The sequence below is a fragment of the Variovorax sp. 10N432 genome (genome assembly GCF_056394465.1).
This window is the reverse complement of the sequence record NZ_JBFTHX010000005.1, coordinates 253561-272175: the sequence shown is the minus strand read 5'-3', so window position 1 is coordinate 272175 and position 18615 is coordinate 253561. Positions and strand designations below refer to the sequence as shown.

Annotated in this window: 16 protein-coding genes; 10 read left to right on the top strand and 6 right to left on the bottom strand. The window is 71.2% G+C overall.

Going from position 1 to position 18615, the window contains the following annotated elements:
• Window positions 1-36: 36 nt before the first annotated feature.
• From AC1DF3_RS08945 to AC1DF3_RS08910, 8 genes are read left to right on the top strand one after another with little or no spacing between them, the layout of a single operon-like run.
• The gene (locus AC1DF3_RS08945; protein ID WP_286526745.1) at window positions 37-1092 is read left to right on the top strand and encodes a branched-chain amino acid ABC transporter permease; all 1056 of its coding nucleotides are present in this window, start codon (window positions 37-39) and stop codon (window positions 1090-1092) included.
• Window positions 1089-2873: a branched-chain amino acid ABC transporter ATP-binding protein/permease gene (locus AC1DF3_RS08940; RefSeq protein WP_478139396.1), complete on the top strand. Its 1785-nt coding sequence runs from the start codon at window positions 1089-1091 to the stop codon at window positions 2871-2873. Before AC1DF3_RS08945 ends, AC1DF3_RS08940 begins: the two co-directional genes overlap by 4 nt.
• Window positions 2870-3607 carry an ABC transporter ATP-binding protein gene (locus tag AC1DF3_RS08935; protein ID WP_286535410.1) on the top strand — a complete coding sequence of 246 codons (738 nt, stop codon included), beginning with the start codon at window positions 2870-2872 and terminating at the stop codon, window positions 3605-3607. Before AC1DF3_RS08940 ends, AC1DF3_RS08935 begins: the two co-directional genes overlap by 4 nt.
• Window positions 3597-5195, top strand: a complete 1599-nt coding sequence (locus AC1DF3_RS08930) for an ATP-dependent acyl-CoA ligase (protein ID WP_478139395.1) — start codon at window positions 3597-3599, stop codon at window positions 5193-5195. Before AC1DF3_RS08935 ends, AC1DF3_RS08930 begins: the two co-directional genes overlap by 11 nt.
• Before the next feature lie 3 nt (window positions 5196-5198).
• On the top strand, window positions 5199-5948 hold the full coding sequence (locus AC1DF3_RS08925) for an SDR family NAD(P)-dependent oxidoreductase (protein ID WP_478139394.1): 750 nt from the start codon (window positions 5199-5201) through the stop codon (window positions 5946-5948).
• Window positions 5949-6004: 56 nt separating this feature from the next.
• Window positions 6005-6778 (top strand): SDR family NAD(P)-dependent oxidoreductase, encoded by a 774-nt coding sequence (locus tag AC1DF3_RS08920; RefSeq protein WP_286535414.1) that lies wholly within the window; start codon window positions 6005-6007, stop codon window positions 6776-6778.
• The gene (locus AC1DF3_RS08915) at window positions 6778-7314 is read left to right on the top strand and encodes a MarR family winged helix-turn-helix transcriptional regulator (RefSeq protein WP_286535699.1); all 537 of its coding nucleotides are present in this window, start codon (window positions 6778-6780) and stop codon (window positions 7312-7314) included. The genes AC1DF3_RS08920 and AC1DF3_RS08915 overlap by 1 nt, the downstream gene beginning before the upstream one ends.
• Window positions 7311-7745 carry an acyl-CoA thioesterase gene (locus AC1DF3_RS08910; protein ID WP_286535415.1) on the top strand — a complete coding sequence of 145 codons (435 nt, stop codon included), beginning with the start codon at window positions 7311-7313 and terminating at the stop codon, window positions 7743-7745. Before AC1DF3_RS08915 ends, AC1DF3_RS08910 begins: the two co-directional genes overlap by 4 nt.
• Before the next feature lie 10 nt (window positions 7746-7755).
• Here the strand turns inward: AC1DF3_RS08910 and AC1DF3_RS08905 are convergent, their stop codons facing one another.
• Together AC1DF3_RS08905 and AC1DF3_RS08900 are read right to left on the bottom strand one after the other, a co-directional pair.
• Window positions 7756-8817: a phenylacetaldoxime dehydratase family protein gene (locus AC1DF3_RS08905; RefSeq protein ID WP_286535417.1), complete on the bottom strand. Its 1062-nt coding sequence runs from the start codon at window positions 8815-8817 to the stop codon at window positions 7756-7758.
• Window positions 8818-8842: 25 nt separating this feature from the next.
• Window positions 8843-9892 carry a carbon-nitrogen hydrolase family protein gene (locus tag AC1DF3_RS08900; protein WP_286535418.1) on the bottom strand — a complete coding sequence of 350 codons (1050 nt, stop codon included), beginning with the start codon at window positions 9890-9892 and terminating at the stop codon, window positions 8843-8845.
• Between the two features lie 171 nt (window positions 9893-10063).
• Here AC1DF3_RS08900 and AC1DF3_RS08895 point away from each other — a divergent pair, with 171 nt between their 5' ends.
• Together AC1DF3_RS08895 and AC1DF3_RS08890 are read left to right on the top strand one after the other, a co-directional pair.
• Window positions 10064-11029, top strand: a complete 966-nt coding sequence (locus AC1DF3_RS08895; RefSeq protein WP_286535419.1) for an AraC-like ligand-binding domain-containing protein — start codon at window positions 10064-10066, stop codon at window positions 11027-11029.
• Window positions 11030-11096: 67 nt separating this feature from the next.
• Window positions 11097-12536, top strand: a complete 1440-nt coding sequence (locus AC1DF3_RS08890; RefSeq protein ID WP_286535420.1) for a DUF2252 domain-containing protein — start codon at window positions 11097-11099, stop codon at window positions 12534-12536.
• 11 nt (window positions 12537-12547) lie between these two features.
• Here AC1DF3_RS08890 and AC1DF3_RS08885 read toward each other — a convergent pair whose 3' ends face one another.
• The 4 genes from AC1DF3_RS08885 to AC1DF3_RS08870 are packed head-to-tail and all read right to left on the bottom strand — an operon-like array spanning window position 12548 to window position 18603.
• Complete coding sequence (locus AC1DF3_RS08885; protein ID WP_478139393.1) at window positions 12548-13765, bottom strand: CaiB/BaiF CoA transferase family protein; 1218 nt, start codon at window positions 13763-13765, stop codon at window positions 12548-12550.
• A gap of 5 nt (window positions 13766-13770) precedes the next feature.
• Window positions 13771-14757 (bottom strand): tripartite tricarboxylate transporter substrate binding protein, encoded by a 987-nt coding sequence (locus AC1DF3_RS08880; protein WP_478139392.1) that lies wholly within the window; start codon window positions 14755-14757, stop codon window positions 13771-13773.
• A gap of 16 nt (window positions 14758-14773) precedes the next feature.
• Window positions 14774-16594, bottom strand: a complete 1821-nt coding sequence (locus AC1DF3_RS08875) for an acyclic terpene utilization AtuA family protein (protein WP_478139391.1) — start codon at window positions 16592-16594, stop codon at window positions 14774-14776.
• Window positions 16591-18603, bottom strand: coding sequence for an acetyl/propionyl/methylcrotonyl-CoA carboxylase subunit alpha (locus AC1DF3_RS08870; protein WP_478139390.1), 2013 nt, complete (start codon window positions 18601-18603; stop codon window positions 16591-16593). The genes AC1DF3_RS08875 and AC1DF3_RS08870 overlap by 4 nt, the downstream gene beginning before the upstream one ends.
• Window positions 18604-18615 lie beyond the last annotated feature (12 nt).

Below are 18615 nucleotides of genomic sequence, written 5' to 3'. Positions count from 1 at the left end.
GGAGCGTGGGGGCAACATTTTTCGAAGGGCATTTCAATGACATGGGACGTGGCGCTCATCCTGGGCATCGACGGGCTCGCCAATGGCGCGGTCTATCTGCTCGCGGGGCTCGGGCTGGTGCTGATCTTTTCCGTCACGCGAGTGGTCTTCGTGCCCTTCGGCGACATCGCGGCCTTTGCCGCGCTGACCCTGGCGGCCTTCGAGACCGGCCGCCTGCCGCCGACCATCGGACTGGTGATGGTGCTGGCCGCACTGGCCACGCTGACCGAAGTCGGCAGCCTGCTGCGGCGCGGCGAAGGGCGCAAGGTGCCGAAGGCGATCCTGGCCTGGGGCGTGCTGCCGCTGCTGCCCTGCCTGCTGGCCTGGGCCACCTCGCGGCCCGGCATGCCGGCGGCGGTGCAGATCGCGGTCACGGTGCTGCTGGTGGTGCCGATCGCGCCGCTGCTGGCGCGCGTGGTGTTCCAGCCGATTGCCGATGCGTCGGTGCTGGTGCTGCTGATCGTCTCGCTGGCGCTGCACTTCCTGCTGTCGGGCCTGGGCCTGCTGTTCTTCGGGCCTGAGGGCTCGCGCACCCAGCCGCTCGCCAGTGGCAGCATCGCGCTCGGCGACGGCTTCTCGGTCAGCGGCCAGGTGGTGCTGATGGTCGGGGCGGCGATCGTTCTGAGCGGCCTGTTCTTCCTGGTGTTCGAGCGCACGGTGGCGGGCAAGGCGCTGCGCGCCACCGCCGTCAACCGGGTCGGTGCGCGGCTGGTCGGCATCCGGCCGGCGCGCACCGCCTTGCTGGCCTACGGCAGCGCCTCGTTGCTGGCCGGCCTGATCGGGGTGCTGATCGCACCCGTCACCACCATGTATTACGACTCCGGCTTCATCATCGGCCTCAAGGCCTTCGTGGCCGCGATCATCGGCGGCCTCGTGAGCTACCCGATGACCGCCATCGGCGCGCTCGCGGTCGGCGTGGTCGAGAGCTTCGCCTCGTTCTGGAGCGGCGCGCTCAAGGACGTGATCGTCTTCAGCCTGCTGATCCCGGTGCTGATGCTGCGCTCCTTCATGAGCGTGCATTCGGAAGAGGAAGAAGACGAGGTGGACCAATGAGCCTCCTTCGCAACCGCAACTTCTGGATCGGCGTGATCGTCGTCGCATTGGCCATCGCGCCGATGCTGGCCGGCAACTTCACGGTCTCGCTGCTCAACGACATCGGCATCGGCGCGCTGGTCGCGTTGGGCCTGGTGCTGCTGACCGGCATCGGCGGCGCCACCTCCTTCGGGCAGGCGGCCTTCGTCGGCATCGCGGCCTATGCGACCGCCTGGCTCACCACCACGCAGGGCATGTCGCCCTGGATCGGCCTTCTGTTCGCGCTGCTGCTGACCGGCCTTTCCGCGCTGGCCATCGGCATGCTGACCCTGCGCCTGGGCGGCCACTTCCTGCCGCTCAGCACCATCGCCTGGGGGCTGTCGATCGCGATGCTGTTCGGCAACGTCGATGCGCTGGGGCGCCACACCGGGCTGTCGAACATCCCGCCGCTGCGCTTCGGCGGCTGGTCGCTGGCCGATCCGCGCGCCATCTACTACCTGATCTGGGTGCTGGTCGGGCTGGCCTTCCTGTTCAGCCAGAACCTGCTGCAGTCGCGGCCGGGCCGCGCGATCCGCAGCCTGCGCGGCGGCGCCACGCTGCTGGCCAGCGTCGGCGCCGACGCCTACCGCGTGCGGCTCACGCTGTTCGTGACGGCGGCGCTGTTCGCGGGCCTGGCGGGCTGGCTCTATGCCCACATGAACCGCTTCGTGAGCCCGTCGCCCTTCGACGTCCGGGCCAGCATCGAATACCTGCTGATGGCGGTGGCCGGCGGTCTCGGGCAGCTTGCCGGTGCCTTGGTCGGTTCGGCCCTGGTGCTGGTGCTCAAGAACGGCTTGCAGGACGTGCTGCCGATGCTCACGCAGCGCGCCGGCCAGCTCGAGGCGGTGGCCTTCGCGGCGCTGTTCATCCTGCTGCTGCATTTCGCGCGCGGCGGCCTGATGGGCTTCGTGCGGCGCTGGACCCGCGGCCGCTTCAGCGCGGCGCCGGCGCAGGCGTCGGCGACGCCGGTCGAGCCGCTCGCGCACCGCACGCTGCCCGATCGCGGCTCGCCGATCCTGACGGTGACCGGGGCGGTCAAGCGCTTCGGCGGGCTGGTGGCGGTCAACGACGTGAGCTTCGACGTCAAGGCGGGCGAGATCGTCGGCCTGATCGGACCCAACGGCGCCGGCAAGTCGACGATGTTCAACCTGCTGACCTGCACCTTGCCGATGACCGCGGGCCAGGTGCGCTTCCTCGGCCAGGACATCGCCGGCCTGCCGCAGCGCACGGTGGCGCGCCTGGGTCTGGCGCGCACCTTCCAGCACGTGAAGCTGCGCCCGCACATGAGCCTGCTCGACAACGTGGCGCTCGGCGCCCACTCGCGCACCAACGCCGGCGTGCTGAAGGCCGGCCTGCGGCTCGACCGCGCCGAGGAGCGCCAGATCCTGCAGGAGGCGCAGCGGCAGCTCGACCGCATCGGCCTCGGCGACCGGGCGCATGAGCTCGCAGGCAGCCTGCCGCTGGGCACCCAGCGCATCCTCGAGATTGCGCGGGCGCTGGCGGCCGACCCGGTGCTGCTGGTGCTCGACGAGCCCGCCGCCGGCCTGCGGCGCAAGGAGAAGATGGCGCTCGGCGAGCTGCTGCGCAAGCTGCGTGAGGACGGCGTGACGATCCTGATCGTCGAACATGACATGGACTTCGTGATGAAACTGGTGGACCGGCTGGTGGTGATGAACTTCGGCTCCAAGCTGGTCGAGGGCGTGCCCTCGGCGGTGCGGGCCGATGAACGGGTGCAGGCGGCGTATCTGGGGAGCGTGGTATGAGCGGCTCGACCATGCTTGAAATCGGCGACCTGCACGTGTCCTACGGCCAGGTCGACGCGGTGCGCGGCGTCACGCTGAAGCTCGAGCACGGCCAGATCATCTCGGTGATCGGCCCCAACGGCGCCGGCAAGACCACCTTGCTGGCCGCCGCGATGGGCCTGCTGCCGAGCAAGGGCATCCTGAAGTTCGAGGGCGAGGACCTGCACGGGCTCGATGTCGAGGCGCGGGTCGAGCGCGGCCTGTGCCTGGTGCCCGAGAAGCGCGAGCTGTTCGGTGAGCTCAGCGTGCTCGACAACCTGCAGCTCGGGGCCTACTCCAAGCGGCTGGCGAGCGCTGCGCTCAAGCGCCAGCTGCAGCAGGTCTACGAGCGCTTTCCCCGGTTGGCGGAGCGGCGCTCTCAGCGCGCCGACACGCTGTCGGGCGGCGAGCGCCAGATGCTCGCGGTCGGCCGGGCGCTGATGTCGGCGCCGCGCCTGCTGATGCTCGACGAACCGAGCCTGGGCCTGGCGCCGCTGATCGTGCGCGACATCCTGGCCATCGTGCGCAAGCTGCGCGACGACGGCGTGTCGATCCTGCTGGTCGAGCAGAACGCGCGCGCCGCGCTCGAGAGCTCCGACCACGGCTATGTGCTGGAGACCGGAGAGATCGCGCTGTCGGGGCCCTCGGAGCAGCTGGAGAGCGATCCGCGCGTGCAGGCCACCTACCTCGGCGGAGGCACCCACGATGACGATTGAGCCGCGCCAGCTGCCGGCGGCGCAGCGCACCCTGCCTGCGATGCTGCAGCGGCAAGCGGCCGAGTTCGGGCAGCGGCCCCTGCTCAGGGTCGCGGGCCGCAGCTGGTCGCATGCCGATGCGGCCGCGGCCGCCGCCATCCGCGCCGGGGCGCTGGCGCAATGCGGCGTGACGCGCGGCGACCGCGTGGCGCTCATGAGCGGCAACCGCATCGAGTTCGTCGAAGCCTTCCTCGGCGCCGGCTGGCTCGGCGCCGTGGCGGTGCCGGTCAACACCGCGTCGATGGGCCCCCAGCTCGAATACTTCCTGGCCAACAGCGAGGCCAGGCTGCTGGTGATCGAGGCCGATCTGCTCCAAAGGCTGCACACCGCCGACCTGGCGCGCACGGCGTTGCAGACGATCTGGGTCATCGGCGAAGCGACCGGCAGCTGGCAGCCTCCCGAAGGTATCCGCCTGGTGCCCTGGCCGGCAGGCGCCGAGGCGATCGCGCCGACCGCGGTCCAGCCCGGCGACCCGCTCGCCATCCTCTACACCTCGGGCACCACCGGCCCGGCCAAGGGCGTGGTCTGCCCGCATGCCCAGTATTTCTGGTGGGGCGTGAACAGCGCCGAGGTGCTCGGCGTCGGCGCCGACGACGTGCTGTGCACCACCTTGCCGCTGTTCCACATCAATGCGCTCAACACCTTCTCGCAGGCCGCGCTCACGGGCGCCGAGGTGGTGTTCGAGTCGCGCTTCTCGGCCTCGGGCTTCTGGCCTTCGATGCGGGCCTGCGGCGCCACCGTGGTCTACCTGCTCGGCGCGATGGTGCCGATCCTGCTGGCCCAGCCCGAAGGGCCCGGCGAGCGCGAGCACCGCGTGCGCACCGGGCTCGGGCCCGGCGTGCCGACGGCGGCCGGGCAGGCTTTCTTCGCGCGCACCGGCGTGCGGCTGCTCGAAGGCTACGGCTCGACCGAGACCAATTTCGCGATCGCCACCGCCCCCGATTCACCGCGCAGCGGTGTCATGGGCTGGTTGCGGCCGGGCTTCCAGGCCCGGGTCGCCGATGCCGACGACGCTGAACTGCCAGCGGGCGAGGCCGGCGAGCTGCTGCTGCGCGCCGACGAGCCCTACGCCTTCGCGAGCGGCTACTTCAACATGCCCGAGAAGACGGTCGAGGCCTGGCGCAACCTGTGGTTCCATACCGGCGACCGCGTGCTGCGCGAGGCCGACGGCGCCTTCCGCTTCGTCGATCGCATCAAGGACGCGATCCGCCGCCGCGGCGAGAACATCTCCTCCTTCGAGGTCGAGCAGGTGCTGCTGAGCCATCCGGACGTGGCGGCCTGCGCGGTCTACCCGGTGGGCTCCGAACTGGCCGAGGACGAGGTGATGGCCGCGCTGGTGGCGCGGGACGGCAGCGTGATCGAGCCGGCCGAGCTCATGCGATTCTGCGAGTCGCGCCTGCCGTACTTCGCGGTGCCGCGCTATGTCGACCTGCTCGACGACCTGCCGCGCACCGAGAACGGCAAGGTGCAGAAGTACAAGCTGCGCGAGCGCGGCGTGTCGGCCGCCACCTGGGACCGCGGGCCGGGCGCCCCACGCGCCAAGGGCTGAGCCATGTTCTCCCTCGATGGCCAAGCGGCGTTCGTCACGGGTGCGGGGCAGGGCCTGGGCGCCGCGATCGCGCTGGGGCTGGCGCAGGCGGGCGCCGGCGTGATGCTGACCGATGTCGACGCTGCGGCCGCCGAGGCGGTGGCGGCGGGCCTTCGCGACGCCGGCCACCGCTGCATCGCGATGGCGCTCGATGTCCGCGACGAGTCCGCGTTCGAACGCAGCTTCGAGGCCGCCGTGCAGCACTTCGGCGCCATCGACCTGATGGTCAACAACGCCGCGCTGACGCCCTCGACCTCGCTCTGGGACATCACGGCCGGCGAATGGGACGAGGTGATGGCGGTGAACCTGCGCGGCAGCTTCTTCGGCTGCCGCATCGCCGGACGCCACATGCGCGAGCGCGGTGCGGGCCGCATCGTCAACCTGACGTCGATCGCCGGCCAGCAGGCCAGCGCGGCGAGCGGCGCCCACTACGCGGCCTCGAAGGCCGGGCTGATCGCGCTGACCCGCTCGTTCGCGCAGGCACTGGCGGCCGATGGCGTCACGGTCAATGCGCTGGCGCCGGCGGCGATCCGCAGCCCCTTGCTCGACGCCATGGCGCCGGAGCGGCAGCAGGCGCTGCTGCGCGGCATCCCGCTCGGCCGCTTCGGCGAGGCGCAGGAAGTGGCGGCAGCCGTGGTCTACCTGGCCTCGGCGGCCGGGGCCTTCGTCACGGGCACGACGCTCGATCTCAATGGCGGCCGGTTGATGCGCTGAGCCCCAGAAAAAGCACCCGTGGTTAAAATGTTTAGTTGTCAACGGTTTTGCTAGCCATGAAAAATTCACTGAATGGGCGCCACGCGGTCGTGACCGGCGCGGCTCGTGGAATCGGCGCCGAGATCGCGCGCACCCTGGCGGCCGAGGGCGCCCGTGTCACGCTGCTCGGCCGCGACAGCGCCGCGCTGGAGCGCGTGCGCAGCGAACTGGCGGGCAGCGGGCACGGGGTGGCCGCGGTCGATGTCGCCGATGCCGAATCAGTGCGCGCGGCCTTCGAGGCCTTGCGCGCGGCGTCGGGCCCGGTCGAGATCCTGGTCAACAACGCCGGCCAGGCCGAGAGCGCGCCTTTCCTCAAGACCTCGGTCGAGCTCTGGCAGCGCATGCTCGGCGTCAACCTCACGGGCAGCTTCCTCTGCGCGCAGGCGGCGCTGCCCGACATGCTCGATGCCGGCTGGGGCCGCATCGTCAACATCGCCAGCACCGCGGGCCAGAAGGGCTATGCCTACGTCGCTGCCTACACCGCGGCCAAGCACGGCGTGATCGGGCTCACGCGCTCGCTGGCGCTCGAGGTGGCGCGCAAGGGCGTCACGGTCAACGCGGTCTGCCCCGGCTACACCGACACCGACATCCTGCGCAACAGCGTCGCCAACGTGGTCGGCAAGACCGGCCGCAGCGAAGCCGATGCGCTGGCCGAGTTCGCGGTCGTCAATCCGCAGCGCCGCATCGTGCAGCCGGCCGAGGTGGCCGATGCGGTGCGCTGGCTCTGCGGCGAGGCTGCGGCCTCGGTCACCGGCCAGTCGATCTCGGTGTCGGGGGGAGAAGTCACGTGATCGACAGCACCAACGACCCGTCGCACGCGGCGCTCAGCGACGCCGAGGAACTGGGCCACGAGGCCCGCGCCGGCAACGACGACCACGCCGTGCTGAAGCTCTGGCTGCGCATGCTGGCCAGCACGACGCAGATCGAGGCCGAGATCCGCAAGCGGCTGCGCGAGCGCTTCGACATCACGCTGGCGCGCTTCGACTACATGGCCCAGCTCTACCGCTACAAGGACGGGCTCAAGATGCGCGTGCTGTCGCGCTACCTGATGGTCACCGGCGGCAACGTGACCGGGCTCACCGACGAACTCGAGCGCGAGGGCGTGGTCTCGCGCACCGCCAGCCCCGACGACCGCCGGGCCTGGATCGTGAGCCTCACGCCCAAGGGCCGGCGCAGCTTCGAGGCCATGGCCAGCGAGCACGAGCAGTGGATCCTCGAGATGTTCTCGGGGCTCGACATGAAGACCGTGAAGCAGCTGCACAGCCAGCTGGGCCAGTTGCGCGTGCACGTGATGCGCAACGAGGCCGGCGGCGAGGAGCCGGCGTGAGCGATGCCGCCGCCGCAGCGTTCCGCCGTGAACGGCTGATCCGCTTCTCGGACTGCGACCCGGCGGGCATCGTCTTCTATCCGCAGTACTTCGTGATGTTCAACGGCCTGGTCGAAGACTGGGTCAATGCGATGGGCGTGGGCTACCAGCGGCTGATCGTCGAGCAGCGCATCGGCCTGCCGACCGTGCGGGTCGAGGCCGATTTCCGCGCCGTGAGCCGCTTCGGCGACAGCGTGACCTTGGCGCTCGTGGTCGAGCGCCTCGGCACGCGCTCGCTGACCCTGGCGCTGCAGTGCGTGGGCGCCGACGGCGAACTGCGCATGCAAATGCGGCAGGTGCTGGTGACGACCTCGCTCGAGACGCATCGCGCGCTCGAGATCCCCGCGGCGCTGCGCGATGCGATCCTGCGCGGCGTGCCCGACGAGGGCTGACAGCCCTCGCTCAGGCCGCGAGGCCGTTCATGAGCCCGGTGCGCGGGTGGCAGTTGATGTACTCGTAGCTCTGCTCGTCCATCTTCAGCACCGACACCTCGTGGTACACGCGCAGCTGCAGCTCGAAGTTGAGCTCCTGCACATAGCGCATGAAGCTGCCGAAGATCGCCACGTGCGTGGGATGCGACTCGGCCCAGCGCTCCATGTCGGCCAGCGAGCGCCAGAAGCTCAGGCCGAAGGACTTCTGCAGCGGCGCGCCCCTGGCGTCGAGGTGGTGCATGTAGCGGTTGCTGTAGCAGCCGATCGCGAGGCCCTGGTCGCGCAGGAAGTCCATGCCCTCGCGCAAGGTCGGCTCCATGTCCTCGAGGTAGAGGGTGCGCTCCTTGCCGGTGGTGTCGGTCCATTCCTGGCCCGAGCGGATCATCGCCACGTTGGGGTGGCCCGCGATGCGCACGCGCTGGCCCGGCGCGGGCGTGGCCGGGATCGCGCTGCGGCTTCCCGATGCCACCATCGCATCGGTCTGCGACAACGGGATCCGGTCGCGCATCGAACCCCAGTAGCCGTGCTCCCGGATCTCGCCGCTGACCCCGCCGCCCATCACGACACCCACGCCCTCGAAGCGGTCGGGCGTGCTGAACATGGTCTCGTAGTGCTCGGCCCGCGGCGAGGCGATCTCGCGGAAGTAGCCCAGTCCGTCGTCGAGCCGCGCCGGCGAGCGCCACCAGTCGTCGATCTCGGGCGTGGCGCACCAGCGTCCGAAGGCGGCCGGGTCGCTCCAGTAGGCGATCGCGATCATGTTGTCGCAGCCCTCGGCGTCGACGAAGTGGGCCAGGTCGTGGTGGCCCGGCCCGTCGGCGAGTCCGAAGCTTTGCGCGATCTTCATCAGGGCGGCGCAGGCGCGGCCCTGGAGCTCGGGCCCGCGCGACTGCACGCCGAAGTAGCCCATCACCACCTGGCCCACGCCGGCGGCTGCGCGAGCCGACCAGACGGGGTAGGGCGGCGTGTAGTCGTCCTCCACCCGGCGGTGCCGGGTGCGCGGACATTTCAGGTGTTCGGCAATGGCGGATTCCATGGCGCTTCCCCTGTGAGGCGGCGGCTCAGGCCACGACCGGCTGGCGGGCGGCGGCCGCAGCCGCTTCGACCGGCGTGGACACCGGCTCGGCGACCGCCTTCTCGGGCTCGGCCGGGCCCTGCAGCACCACCGGCTCGCGCCGCTTCCTGTTGAACAGGAGCTGCGTCACGTCGGGCCGCGAATAGTGGCCGGCCGGGTCGCCGGCGGCCTTGGCCAGCGAGATCATCCCGAGGTCGATGTCGGCCACCACCAGCCCTTCCTCGTCCTCGGCCAGGTTCTTGCCGAGCGGCGAGCCGTCGGGTCCGTAGATGCGCGCGAAGCCGCCGCCGACCAGCAGCATCTGCTGCTTGCCGGGGTCGGTGCACAGCAGGTCGTGCATCGCCTTCGAGACCGTGGCGCAAGGCGCCACCACGAAGCACTGGCCCTCGGCCGCGTACACCTGGCTGGCGGCGTTGTTGACTTCGGCGCCGAGCGCGTAGGCGCCGCCGCGGTAGAGCGAGAAGCTGGGCCAGGCGCCGCAGTGGATCTGCTCGTTCTGCGAGTACATCGCGTACTTGCTGAGCGGCTGCAGGTGCTCCCAGCACGACAGCGAGCCGATGTTGCCGATAGCCGTCTCGACCACGGCGAGGTCCGAGCCGTCGCCTTCGCCGAAGACGGTGCGCTCGACGTGCGTCGGCTTGAGCTTGCGCCGGGTCTGCAGCGTGTTGCCCTGGTCGTCGATCAGGGCCTGGGCGATGTAGAGGCTGCCGGCGGCCTTCTCGCTGTAGCCGAGCGAGACCCAGATGCGGTGCTTGCGCGCGGCCTCGCGGATGCGGTCGAACTCGGGCGAGCCGACGACCAGGGCGTTGTCGTGATAGCGCTGCACGAACTGCATGCCCCAGGCCGGCGAATCGAGCCAGATCCACCACGGATAGCCGGGCACCCAGGTCTCGGGAAAGGCGATCAGCTGCACGCCCTGGCCGGCCGCCTGGGCCATCAGGTCGATGGTCTTGTCGATGGTGCCGTCGAGGTCGAGGAAGACGGGGGCGGCTTGCACCGCGGCGACGCGCAGGCGGGGATGGGTGGTGCTGGACATGGCGTTTCTCCAAAGGGGTGGCAGGGACCCGCGGCATCCGGGTTAGCGCGGTGGCATGCGGGTTGCTTGAAGCGTAAGTTCGCCGCCTGGAAGCGCCTTGTCCGGAATTCGCGGCGTTCTTGATCCAGCGTTGCAAGCGGCCCGTTGGCGCACCTCCCCGGAAGGATCCCCATGACCCAACTGCTCAGCACAGCCGTCGTTCCGCGCGAGCAGCGGCTCGCCTACTGGACCGACATGATCTGCAACGTCTACGTGCAGCTCGGCTGCGATCCGGTGCCGGGGGATCGCCCCCGGGGCGAATTCGACGGCAGCATCCGCCAGCACACGCTGCCCAGCCTCGATGTCTCGGTGGTCACGTCGGGGCCGCAGAAGGTGATGCGCACGGCCGGCCACATCGCGCGCTCGTCGGACGACTACTTCCTGGTCAGCATCCAGGCCCGCGGCCGCGGCGTGGTCCGGCAGGACGGCCGCGACGCCGTGCTGTCGGTGGGCGATTTCGCGCTCTACGACAGCACGCGGCCCTATCAGCTGCAGTTCGACGACGCCTTCGAGCAGATCGTGCTCAAGCTGCCCGGCGAGCGCCTGCGCAGCGAACTGCGCCAGACCGAGGCCCTGACCGCCACCACGGTGTCGGGCCGCGAGGGCGCCGGCCACCTGCTGCTGGGCATGATCCGCACCTTGCACGAGGACATCGACGCGCTGCAGCCGGCATCGGCGCTGGCGGTCGCCAATGGCGTGCTCAACATCCTGGTGGCCGGGCTGCAGACGCTGCCGGCGGCGCGCGCGCCGGCGCTGAGCAACCTGACGGCCTTCCACCTGGCGCGGATCAAGCGCCGCATCGACGAGCAGCTCGACGATCCGGCGCTGTCGGTCGGCACGCTGGCGGCTGCGCTCGGCCTGTCGGTGAGCCAGATCCACCGCGTCTTCAAGAGCGAGCCGGTGACGCCGGCGCAGTACATCTGGGAGCGAAGGCTAGAGGCCTGCAGCCGCGATCTGCTGGACCCGCGCGCCGCCGGCCGCACGGTCGGCGAGATCGCCTATGGCCGCGGCTTCAGCGACGCGGCGCATTTCAGCCGGGCGTTTCGCGAGCGTTTCGGCTGCTCGCCGCGCGAGTGGCGCCAGCGCATCGCGCATTGAATCGGCGCCCGGCTGCCGGGCATGGGATTGCGGCATGATGCGCGAAAGAGCCACACCGGAGACACCCATGGCGCGCGCCGACAGAGCCGACCCCGACGAAGAACTGGACCGCCGGGCACGCGCCCTGGCGAGCGCCTTCACGACGCCCCGGCCCAGTGTCGAGGAGCGCATGGCCATGGGCAAGGCGCTGCGAGAGCGTCTGCCCCGGGCCAGCCATGGCGCCTTCGAGCGCTCACCACAGGTCGATCCGGTGGCGATCCTGCTGGCGCAGGCGAGCACCCGGATAGCGGACTTGGTGCCGGTGCGGCACGCCCGCATGCTGCAGTCGCCGTTCGCCTTCCTGCGCGGCGCGGCGGCCGTCATGGCGGCCGACCTGGCGCCGAGCCCGAACACGGGGCTGCAGGTGCAGGCCTGCGGCGACATGCATGTCGCCAACTTCGGCGTCTTCGCGTCGGCCGAGCGGCAGCTGGTGTTCGCGATCAACGATTTCGACGAGACCCAGCCCGGGCCCTGGGAATGGGACGTCAAGCGGCTGGCGGCCAGCGCCTATGTGGCGGCCGATCATCTGTCGTGCGACAAGGCCGGGCGGGAAGCCGCCGCGCGGGCCGCGGTGGAGAGCTACCGCAGCCGGATGCGCCGCTATGCGGGCATGGGGCAGATGGAGGTCTGGTACGACACGATCCACAGCGACCGGCTGCTCGAATCGCTGCCGCCGGCCATGCGCGGGAGCGCCGATGCCGTGCTCGACAAGGCGCGCAAGCGCACCCACATGCAGGTGCTCGACAAGATGACCGACCTGGTCGACGACCAGCACCGGATCATCGAGCAGCACCCCTTCATCGTGCGCGCCAGCGTGACCTCGATGGGGCGGCCGGTGGACGAGGCGATCGGGCACTGCCTGGCCCACTACCTCGAGTCGCTGGCCCCGGACCGGCGGCTGCTTCTTTCGCGCTACCGCGTGCTCGACGCGGCGCAGAAGGTGGTCGGAGTGGGCAGCGTCGGCACCCGCTGCTGGATTGTCCTGATGCAGGGGCGCGATTGGGACGACCCGCTGTTCCTGCAGCTGAAAGAAGCGCAGCCCTCCGTGCTGGAAGCCTATGTGGGCTGCGCGGCATCGCCCGACGCGCCCACCAATCATGGCGAGCGCGTGGTGCGCGGGCAGCGGCTGATCCAGGGCTCGCCCGACATCTTCCTCGGCTGGGGCGAGATCGACGGCGTGCACTTCTACATCCGGCAACTGCGCGACATGAAGGGCGGCATCGAGATGGAGCCGGGCCAGACCACGCAGGCCGGCTTCATCGAGTACTGCCGCCTCTGCGGCTGGGCGCTGGCGCTGGCGCACGCCAAGTCGGGCGACGCAGCGATGATCGGCGGCTACCTCGGCAAGTCGGACGTGTTCGACGATGCGCTGGTGGCGTTCGCCGCCGCCTATGCGGCGCAGACCGAGGCCGATCATGCGAGCTTCGCCGCGGCGGCGAAGGAGGGGCTGGTGGAGGTGGCCGAATAGGTCCGCAGGCGTCAGACGATCGCGCGCTCGCGCAGCGCCTGCAGCCGCTCGGCGTCCAGGCCCAGTTCCGCCGCCAGCACCTGCGCACTGTGCTCGCCCAGCATCGGCGAAGCCCGGTGCACCACCGGCGTGCCCGAAAAACGCAGTGGGCTGCGCAGGCTCGGCACGTCCACGCCCCGGCCGTGCGGCAGGCGCAAGGCCAGTTCGCGGTGCCGGGTCTGCGGGTCCTCGAACACGCCCCGCATGTCGTTGATCGGACCGCAGGGAACGCCGGCAGCTTCGAGCGCGGCGAGCAGCTCGGCCCGCGGCCGGCCGGCCAGTGCCGGTGCCAACAGGTCGCGCAGCGGCCCCCGGTTGGCGACCCGCAACGCGTTGCTGCCGAAGCGCGGATCGTCGGTCCACCCGGGGCTGCCCAGCGCGCGGCACAGCGCCTGGAACTGGCCGTTGTTGCCGGCCGCCACGATCAGGTGGCCGTCGGCGCAGGCGAACACCTCGGACGGCGAGGCGATCGGGTTGGTGTTGCCCACCCGCGGCGGCACCTTGCCGTTCATGAGGAAGCCGAGCGCCAGATGGCCGTTGAGCGCGACCGAGGCATCGAGCATGGCCGCATCCACATGCTGTCCTTCGCCGGTCTCGCGCCGGTGGTAGAGCGCTCCCACCACGCCGATCGCGGCATAGAGCCCGGTCACCACGTCGGTGATCGGGATCGCGGTGCGCATCGGTTCGGCGCCCGGCGTGCCCTCGGCCTGGCCGCAGGTGCTCATCACGCCGGCCGGGCCCTGCAGGATGAAGTCGTAGGCCGGCCGGCCGGCGTAGGGGCCGCCCTGGCCGAAGCCGGTGACCGAGCAGTAGACGATGTCCTGGCGCAGGCGGCGGATGCTGGCCTCGTCGAGCCCGTAGCGCGCCAAGGTGCCGACCTTGTAGTTCTCGACCACCACGTCGCAGCGCGCCGCCAGCTCGCGCGCCAGCGCGGCACCCTCGGGCGTGGCGATGTCCAGCGTGACCGATTGCTTGCCGCGGTTGTAGGCCAGGTAGAGCGCCGAATCGTTGCTGTCGGCGCCCTCGGCATCGGGCAGGAACGGCCCCATGCGGCGGGTGTCGTCGCCCTCGCCGGGCTTCTCGATCTTGTAGACCGTGGCGCCCATGTCGGCCAGGATCTGCGTGCACAGCGGCCCGGCGATGACCCGGGTCAGGTCCAGCACCTTGATGCCTTCGAGGATGGCTGCCATCGTTCTCACTCCAGCCGGATGTCGGCCTTCTTCACCACCTCGGCCCAGCGCGCGGCCTCGCTGCGGATGAAGGCGTCGAACTGCTCCGGTGTCCCGCCGACCGGGTCGATGCCGTAGTCGATCAGCTTGTCGCGGATCTCGGGCAGCTGCAACACCTGCTGCAACTCGGCCGACAGCTTGTGGACGATCTCGTTGGGCGTCTTGGCGGGTGCCAGCAGGCCGATCCAGCTGCCGCCGGTCATGCCCGGGTAGCCGGCTTCGGCCATCGTCGGAACGTCGGGGGCCGCGGGCCAGCGCTTGGCGCTGGTCATCGCCAGGCCGCGCAGCTTGCCCGCCTTGATGTGCGGCATCATGGTCTGCACCGAGTCGAAGATGACCGAGACCTGGCCCGCGAACAGGTCGGGCAGGGCCGGCGCGATGCCCTTGTAAGGCACGTGGGTCATCGGCACGCCGGCGGTCTGGGCGAACTGCTCGGCCACCAGGTGCGCGCCCGAGCCGGCACCGCTGGAGGCGAAGGTGGCGCGCTGCGGGTTGGCCTTGGCCCAGGCCACGAAGCCCTTGAGGTCGGCCGGAGGCAATTGCGCGCTGGACACCATCAGCAGCGGGATGGCGCCGAACTCGCTCACGCCGCGCAGGTCCTGCAGCGGCGAGTAGCTCATCCTGGGATAGAGACTGGGGTTGATCGCGTGCGCCGCCACCACCACCAGCAGCGTGTAGCCGTCGGGCGCTGCCCGTGCCACCGCGGCCGAGCCGATCTGGCCGTTGGCGCCGCCCTGGTTGTCGACCACCACCGTGGCCTTCAGGCGATCGGCCAGCTTCTGCATCACCAGCCGGGTCACCGCGTCGGAGACGCCGCCGGGCGTGTAGGGCACCACCACCCGGATCGGCTTGGAGGGATAGGCCTCCTGTGCCGATGCGCTGCCGCCGGCACCTGCGATCGCGAACAGCGCCAGGGCGGCAGCCAGTGCCTTGCGGCGAACAATCGATGTCATCGTGTCTCTCCTTGGGTTATGGGTGGGAAGCGTGGTCCGGCGCCGGGCCGGTCACCAGCCCTTCGTCGATCCAGCGTCGAGGGATCCGGACCGGGTGGTCGAGCAGCATCTGGGCGAAGGACTTGCCGAGCGGGTCCGAGCGCAGGCTGGCGACGACGCCGCCGCCCAGCGCCCGCTGCAGCACGAAGTTCAGCGCGTGCAGGCCGGGGACCTCGAAGCGCTCGACCTCGCCGTCGACCAGGTGCGCGAAGTACGCGCGGAGCTGCGCCGGCCCGAGCTGTGCCCGCAGCAGCGGCAGGAATTCGGGGCGGCGCGCGATCACGCCGATGTTCTCGTCGTCGCCCTTGTCGCCGCTGCGGGCCCAGGCCAGCGCCACCAGGGGCACGCTCACGGCGTCGTCGCCGGGCTCGATCAACGTGGCGTCGACGTCCAGCGGCAAGGGTGCGGTGGCAGGGCCCTGCGCCGGCGGCGCGACGGCCTCGCTCCTGTCGTCGAGCGCGACCCGCAGCGCCAGCCGCGCCTTCGGCACCAGGAACGAAAAGACCTTGATGACCGGCTGCACGTCGGCGCGGCCCGCGAACGAGGAGCGCGTGCCCGGTCCCATCGAAGTCCCGGCCGAGGCGCACTCGCGCTGCAGGAAGGCCAGGCCCTGGGGGTCGGCATGGCGCGCCGCGATCCGGAGCACCACTTCGCGGGTCGGCAGGCTGCGGGCGTGGGCGCCGTAGAGTGCCTCGCAGCCGAGCAGCTCGACCCGGGTCTCGGTGTAGTCGGCCAGCCCGCGGCCGCGCAGCTGGGCCCGGGTGCGCTCGAGCAGGGCGTCGGCGGTCTTGCGCGCCTTGGCGGGCGCATCGATGCCACGGATCGCCATCAGCAACTGCAGCTGCCAGCCGTCGCGCCAGGTGCCGTTGGCCTTGTAGCTTGCGGTCGGGGGCCGGCCGCGGGCGCCGCTCACGCGCACCCGGCCCGGCGCCTCGGCCTCGACCCGCACCTGGCGGAAGTCGCAGCTGACGTCGGGCATCAGGTAGTGGGCCGGGTCGCCCACTTCGTAGAGCACCTGTTCGGCGACTGCGCCGGGGTGGATCAGGCCGCCCGTGCCTTCGGGCTTGGACAGCACGAAGCTGCCGTCGGCGGCGCAGTCGATCACCGGATAGCCCATGTTGGCCCAGTCGGGCACCTGCGCCCAGTCGGTGAAGAGGCCGCCGGTGGCCTGGGCGCCGCATTCGATCACGTGGCCCGCCAAGGTGCCGGCGGCGATGCGGTCCCAGTCGTCCCAGCGCCAGGCGAACTCGTGCGCCAGCGCGCCGACCACCACCGCGCTGTCGACGCATCGGCCGGTGATCACGATGTCGGCACCCAGCGCCAGGGCCTGCGCGATGCCGCGGGCGCCCACGTAGGCGTTGGCCGAGTAGAGGCCGGCCGGCGGTGCCTCGCCGGTGTGCAGGTCGCGCAGGCCCTGGGCGCGCAGCGCTTCGAACTGCGGCATCAGGTCGTCGCCCGTGACCACGGCGATGCGGGGCGCCAGCCCCTGCTGCCGCGCGACCGCCGCCAGCGCGTCGCGGCAGGCTTCGGGGTTCAGCCCGCCGGCGTTGGCGATGACGCGCACGCCGCGGGCGCAGATCGCGCCCAGGTTCGGCGCCATGGCGGCGTGCACGAAGTCGGTGGCGTAGCCTAGTGCGGGGTCCTTGGCGCGCGCCCGCGCCAGGATCGACATCGTGGTTTCGGCCAGGTAGTCGTAGACCAGGTACTGCAGGCCCGGGACCCGCAGCAGCTGCGGGGTGGCGATGGCGGAATCGCCCCAGAAGCCGCTGGCGCCGCCGATGCGCACCGCCCTCGTCATGCCCGGGCCTCGATGCGCAGCAGCAGAGCACCCTTGGCCGACTGGCCGCCGGCCAGCACGCAGACTTCGGCCACCACGCCGGCCTGCGGGGCGGTCAGCTGGTGCTCCATCTTCATGGCTTCGAGCACCACCAGCCGCTGGCCGGCCTCGACCGCGTCGCCGGCGCGCACCGCAACCTCGACGATGCGGCCGGTCAGCGGCGCGGTGATGGCGCCGGTGCCGCCTTCGGCGACGCGGCTCTTGCGCTCGCTGGTGCGCTCGAAGCGCCAGGCGCGGCCGGCGTGGAACAGGTGCAGCGCGTCGTCCTGGGCCGCGACCACCGCGCTCTCGACCATGCCGTCGCATTCGGCGCTGAAGGCGCTTCGGCTGCCGTCGTGCCAGCGCGCATCGCGCAGCACGAGACGCTCGGGTGCCGCATCGCTGCCCTGCACCTCGGCCACCCAGTGCGTGCCCTGGCCGGCCAGGCGAACGTCCCAGCGGACGCTGCCCTGGGCCAGCGCGATCCGCGCCGGCTGCTGGCCCAGCGCGTGGGTCGCGATCGACAGCGAGCCCGCCGCGCCGGGCATCGCCTCGGCCAGCGCCGCAAAGGCCGCCAGCGCCACGGTCCGCGAGGTCGGCACCGCGCGTTCGGCCAGGGCGGCACCGAAGCGCTGCGGCACGAAGCCGGTGTTGACCTGCAGGCCGTCGGCGAACACCGGATCGGCCAGGCAATCGGCGATGAAGCCCTGGTTGCTCGGCAGGCCGAGCAGCACGCAGTGTTCGGTGGCCCGCAGCAGCTTGCGCAATGCTTCCTCGCGCGTGGCGCCGTGCGCCACCAGCTTGGCGACCATCGAGTCGTAGTGCGGCGACACGGCCCCGCCCTCGGCCAGCGCATGGTCGACCCGGACGTCGTGGCCGTCGGCCGGCGGCCGCCAGCGCAGCACCGGGCCGGTCTGCGGCAGGAAGCCCGCGGGCACGTCTTCGGCCGTGAGTCGGACCTCGATCGCATGGCCGTCGAGCCGCACCTCGGTCTGCTGGATCGCCAGCGGCTCGCCGGCCGCGATGCGCAACTGCCATTCGACCAGATCGAGGCCGGTGATCGCCTCGGTCACCGCATGCTCTACCTGCAGGCGGGTGTTCATCTCCATGAAATAGAAGCGACCGTCCCGGTCAAGCAGGAATTCCATCGTGCCGGCACCGATGTAGCCGATCGCCCGGGCGCTCTTGACCGCTGCTTCGCCCATGCGTGCGCGCAGGGCGGCGTCGACGGCGGGCGAGGGCGCTTCCTCGATCACCTTCTGGTGGCGCCGCTGCACCGAGCAGTCGCGCTCGCCGAGATGGATCACGTGGCCGTGGCTGTCGGCCAGGATCTGGATCTCGACGTGGCGCGGCGCGACCACCGCGCGTTCGAGGATCAGTTCGCCGGAGCCGAAGGCCACCTCGGCCTCGGAGCGCGCCGAGGCCAGGGCCTGCGGCAGCGCGGCGGCGTCCTCGACCAGCCGCATGCCGCGCCCGCCGCCGCCGGCCGCGGCCTTCACCATCACCGGGAAGCCGATGTCCGCGGCCGCGTGCACGAAGGCAGCGTCGCGCTGGTCCTCGCCTTGGTAGCCGGGAATGCAGGGCATCTCGGCGGCCATCACGAGCCGCTTGGCCTGCGCCTTGTTGCCCATCGCGCGGATCGCCGCGCCCGAAGGGCCGATGAAGACCAGCCCGGCGGCATCGACCGCGTCCGCGAAGTCCTCGTTCTCGGCCAGGAAGCCGTAGCCGGGATGCACCGCGTCGGCGCCCGTGCGGCGCGCCGCTTCGAGGATGGCGGGAATGTTCAGGTACGAATCGCGCGGCGCCGCGCCGCCGATCAGCACGGCGCGGTCGGCGGCCCGCACATGGGGGCTCGAACGATCGGCTTCGGAGTACACGGCGACGCTGCCGTAGCCCATGCGGCGCACGGTGCGCAGGATGCGGATCGCGATCTCGCCGCGGTTGGCGACGAGCACGGTGTGGAAGGGGCGGATCTGTTTGCGCGTGGTCATGGAAGTTGTTCC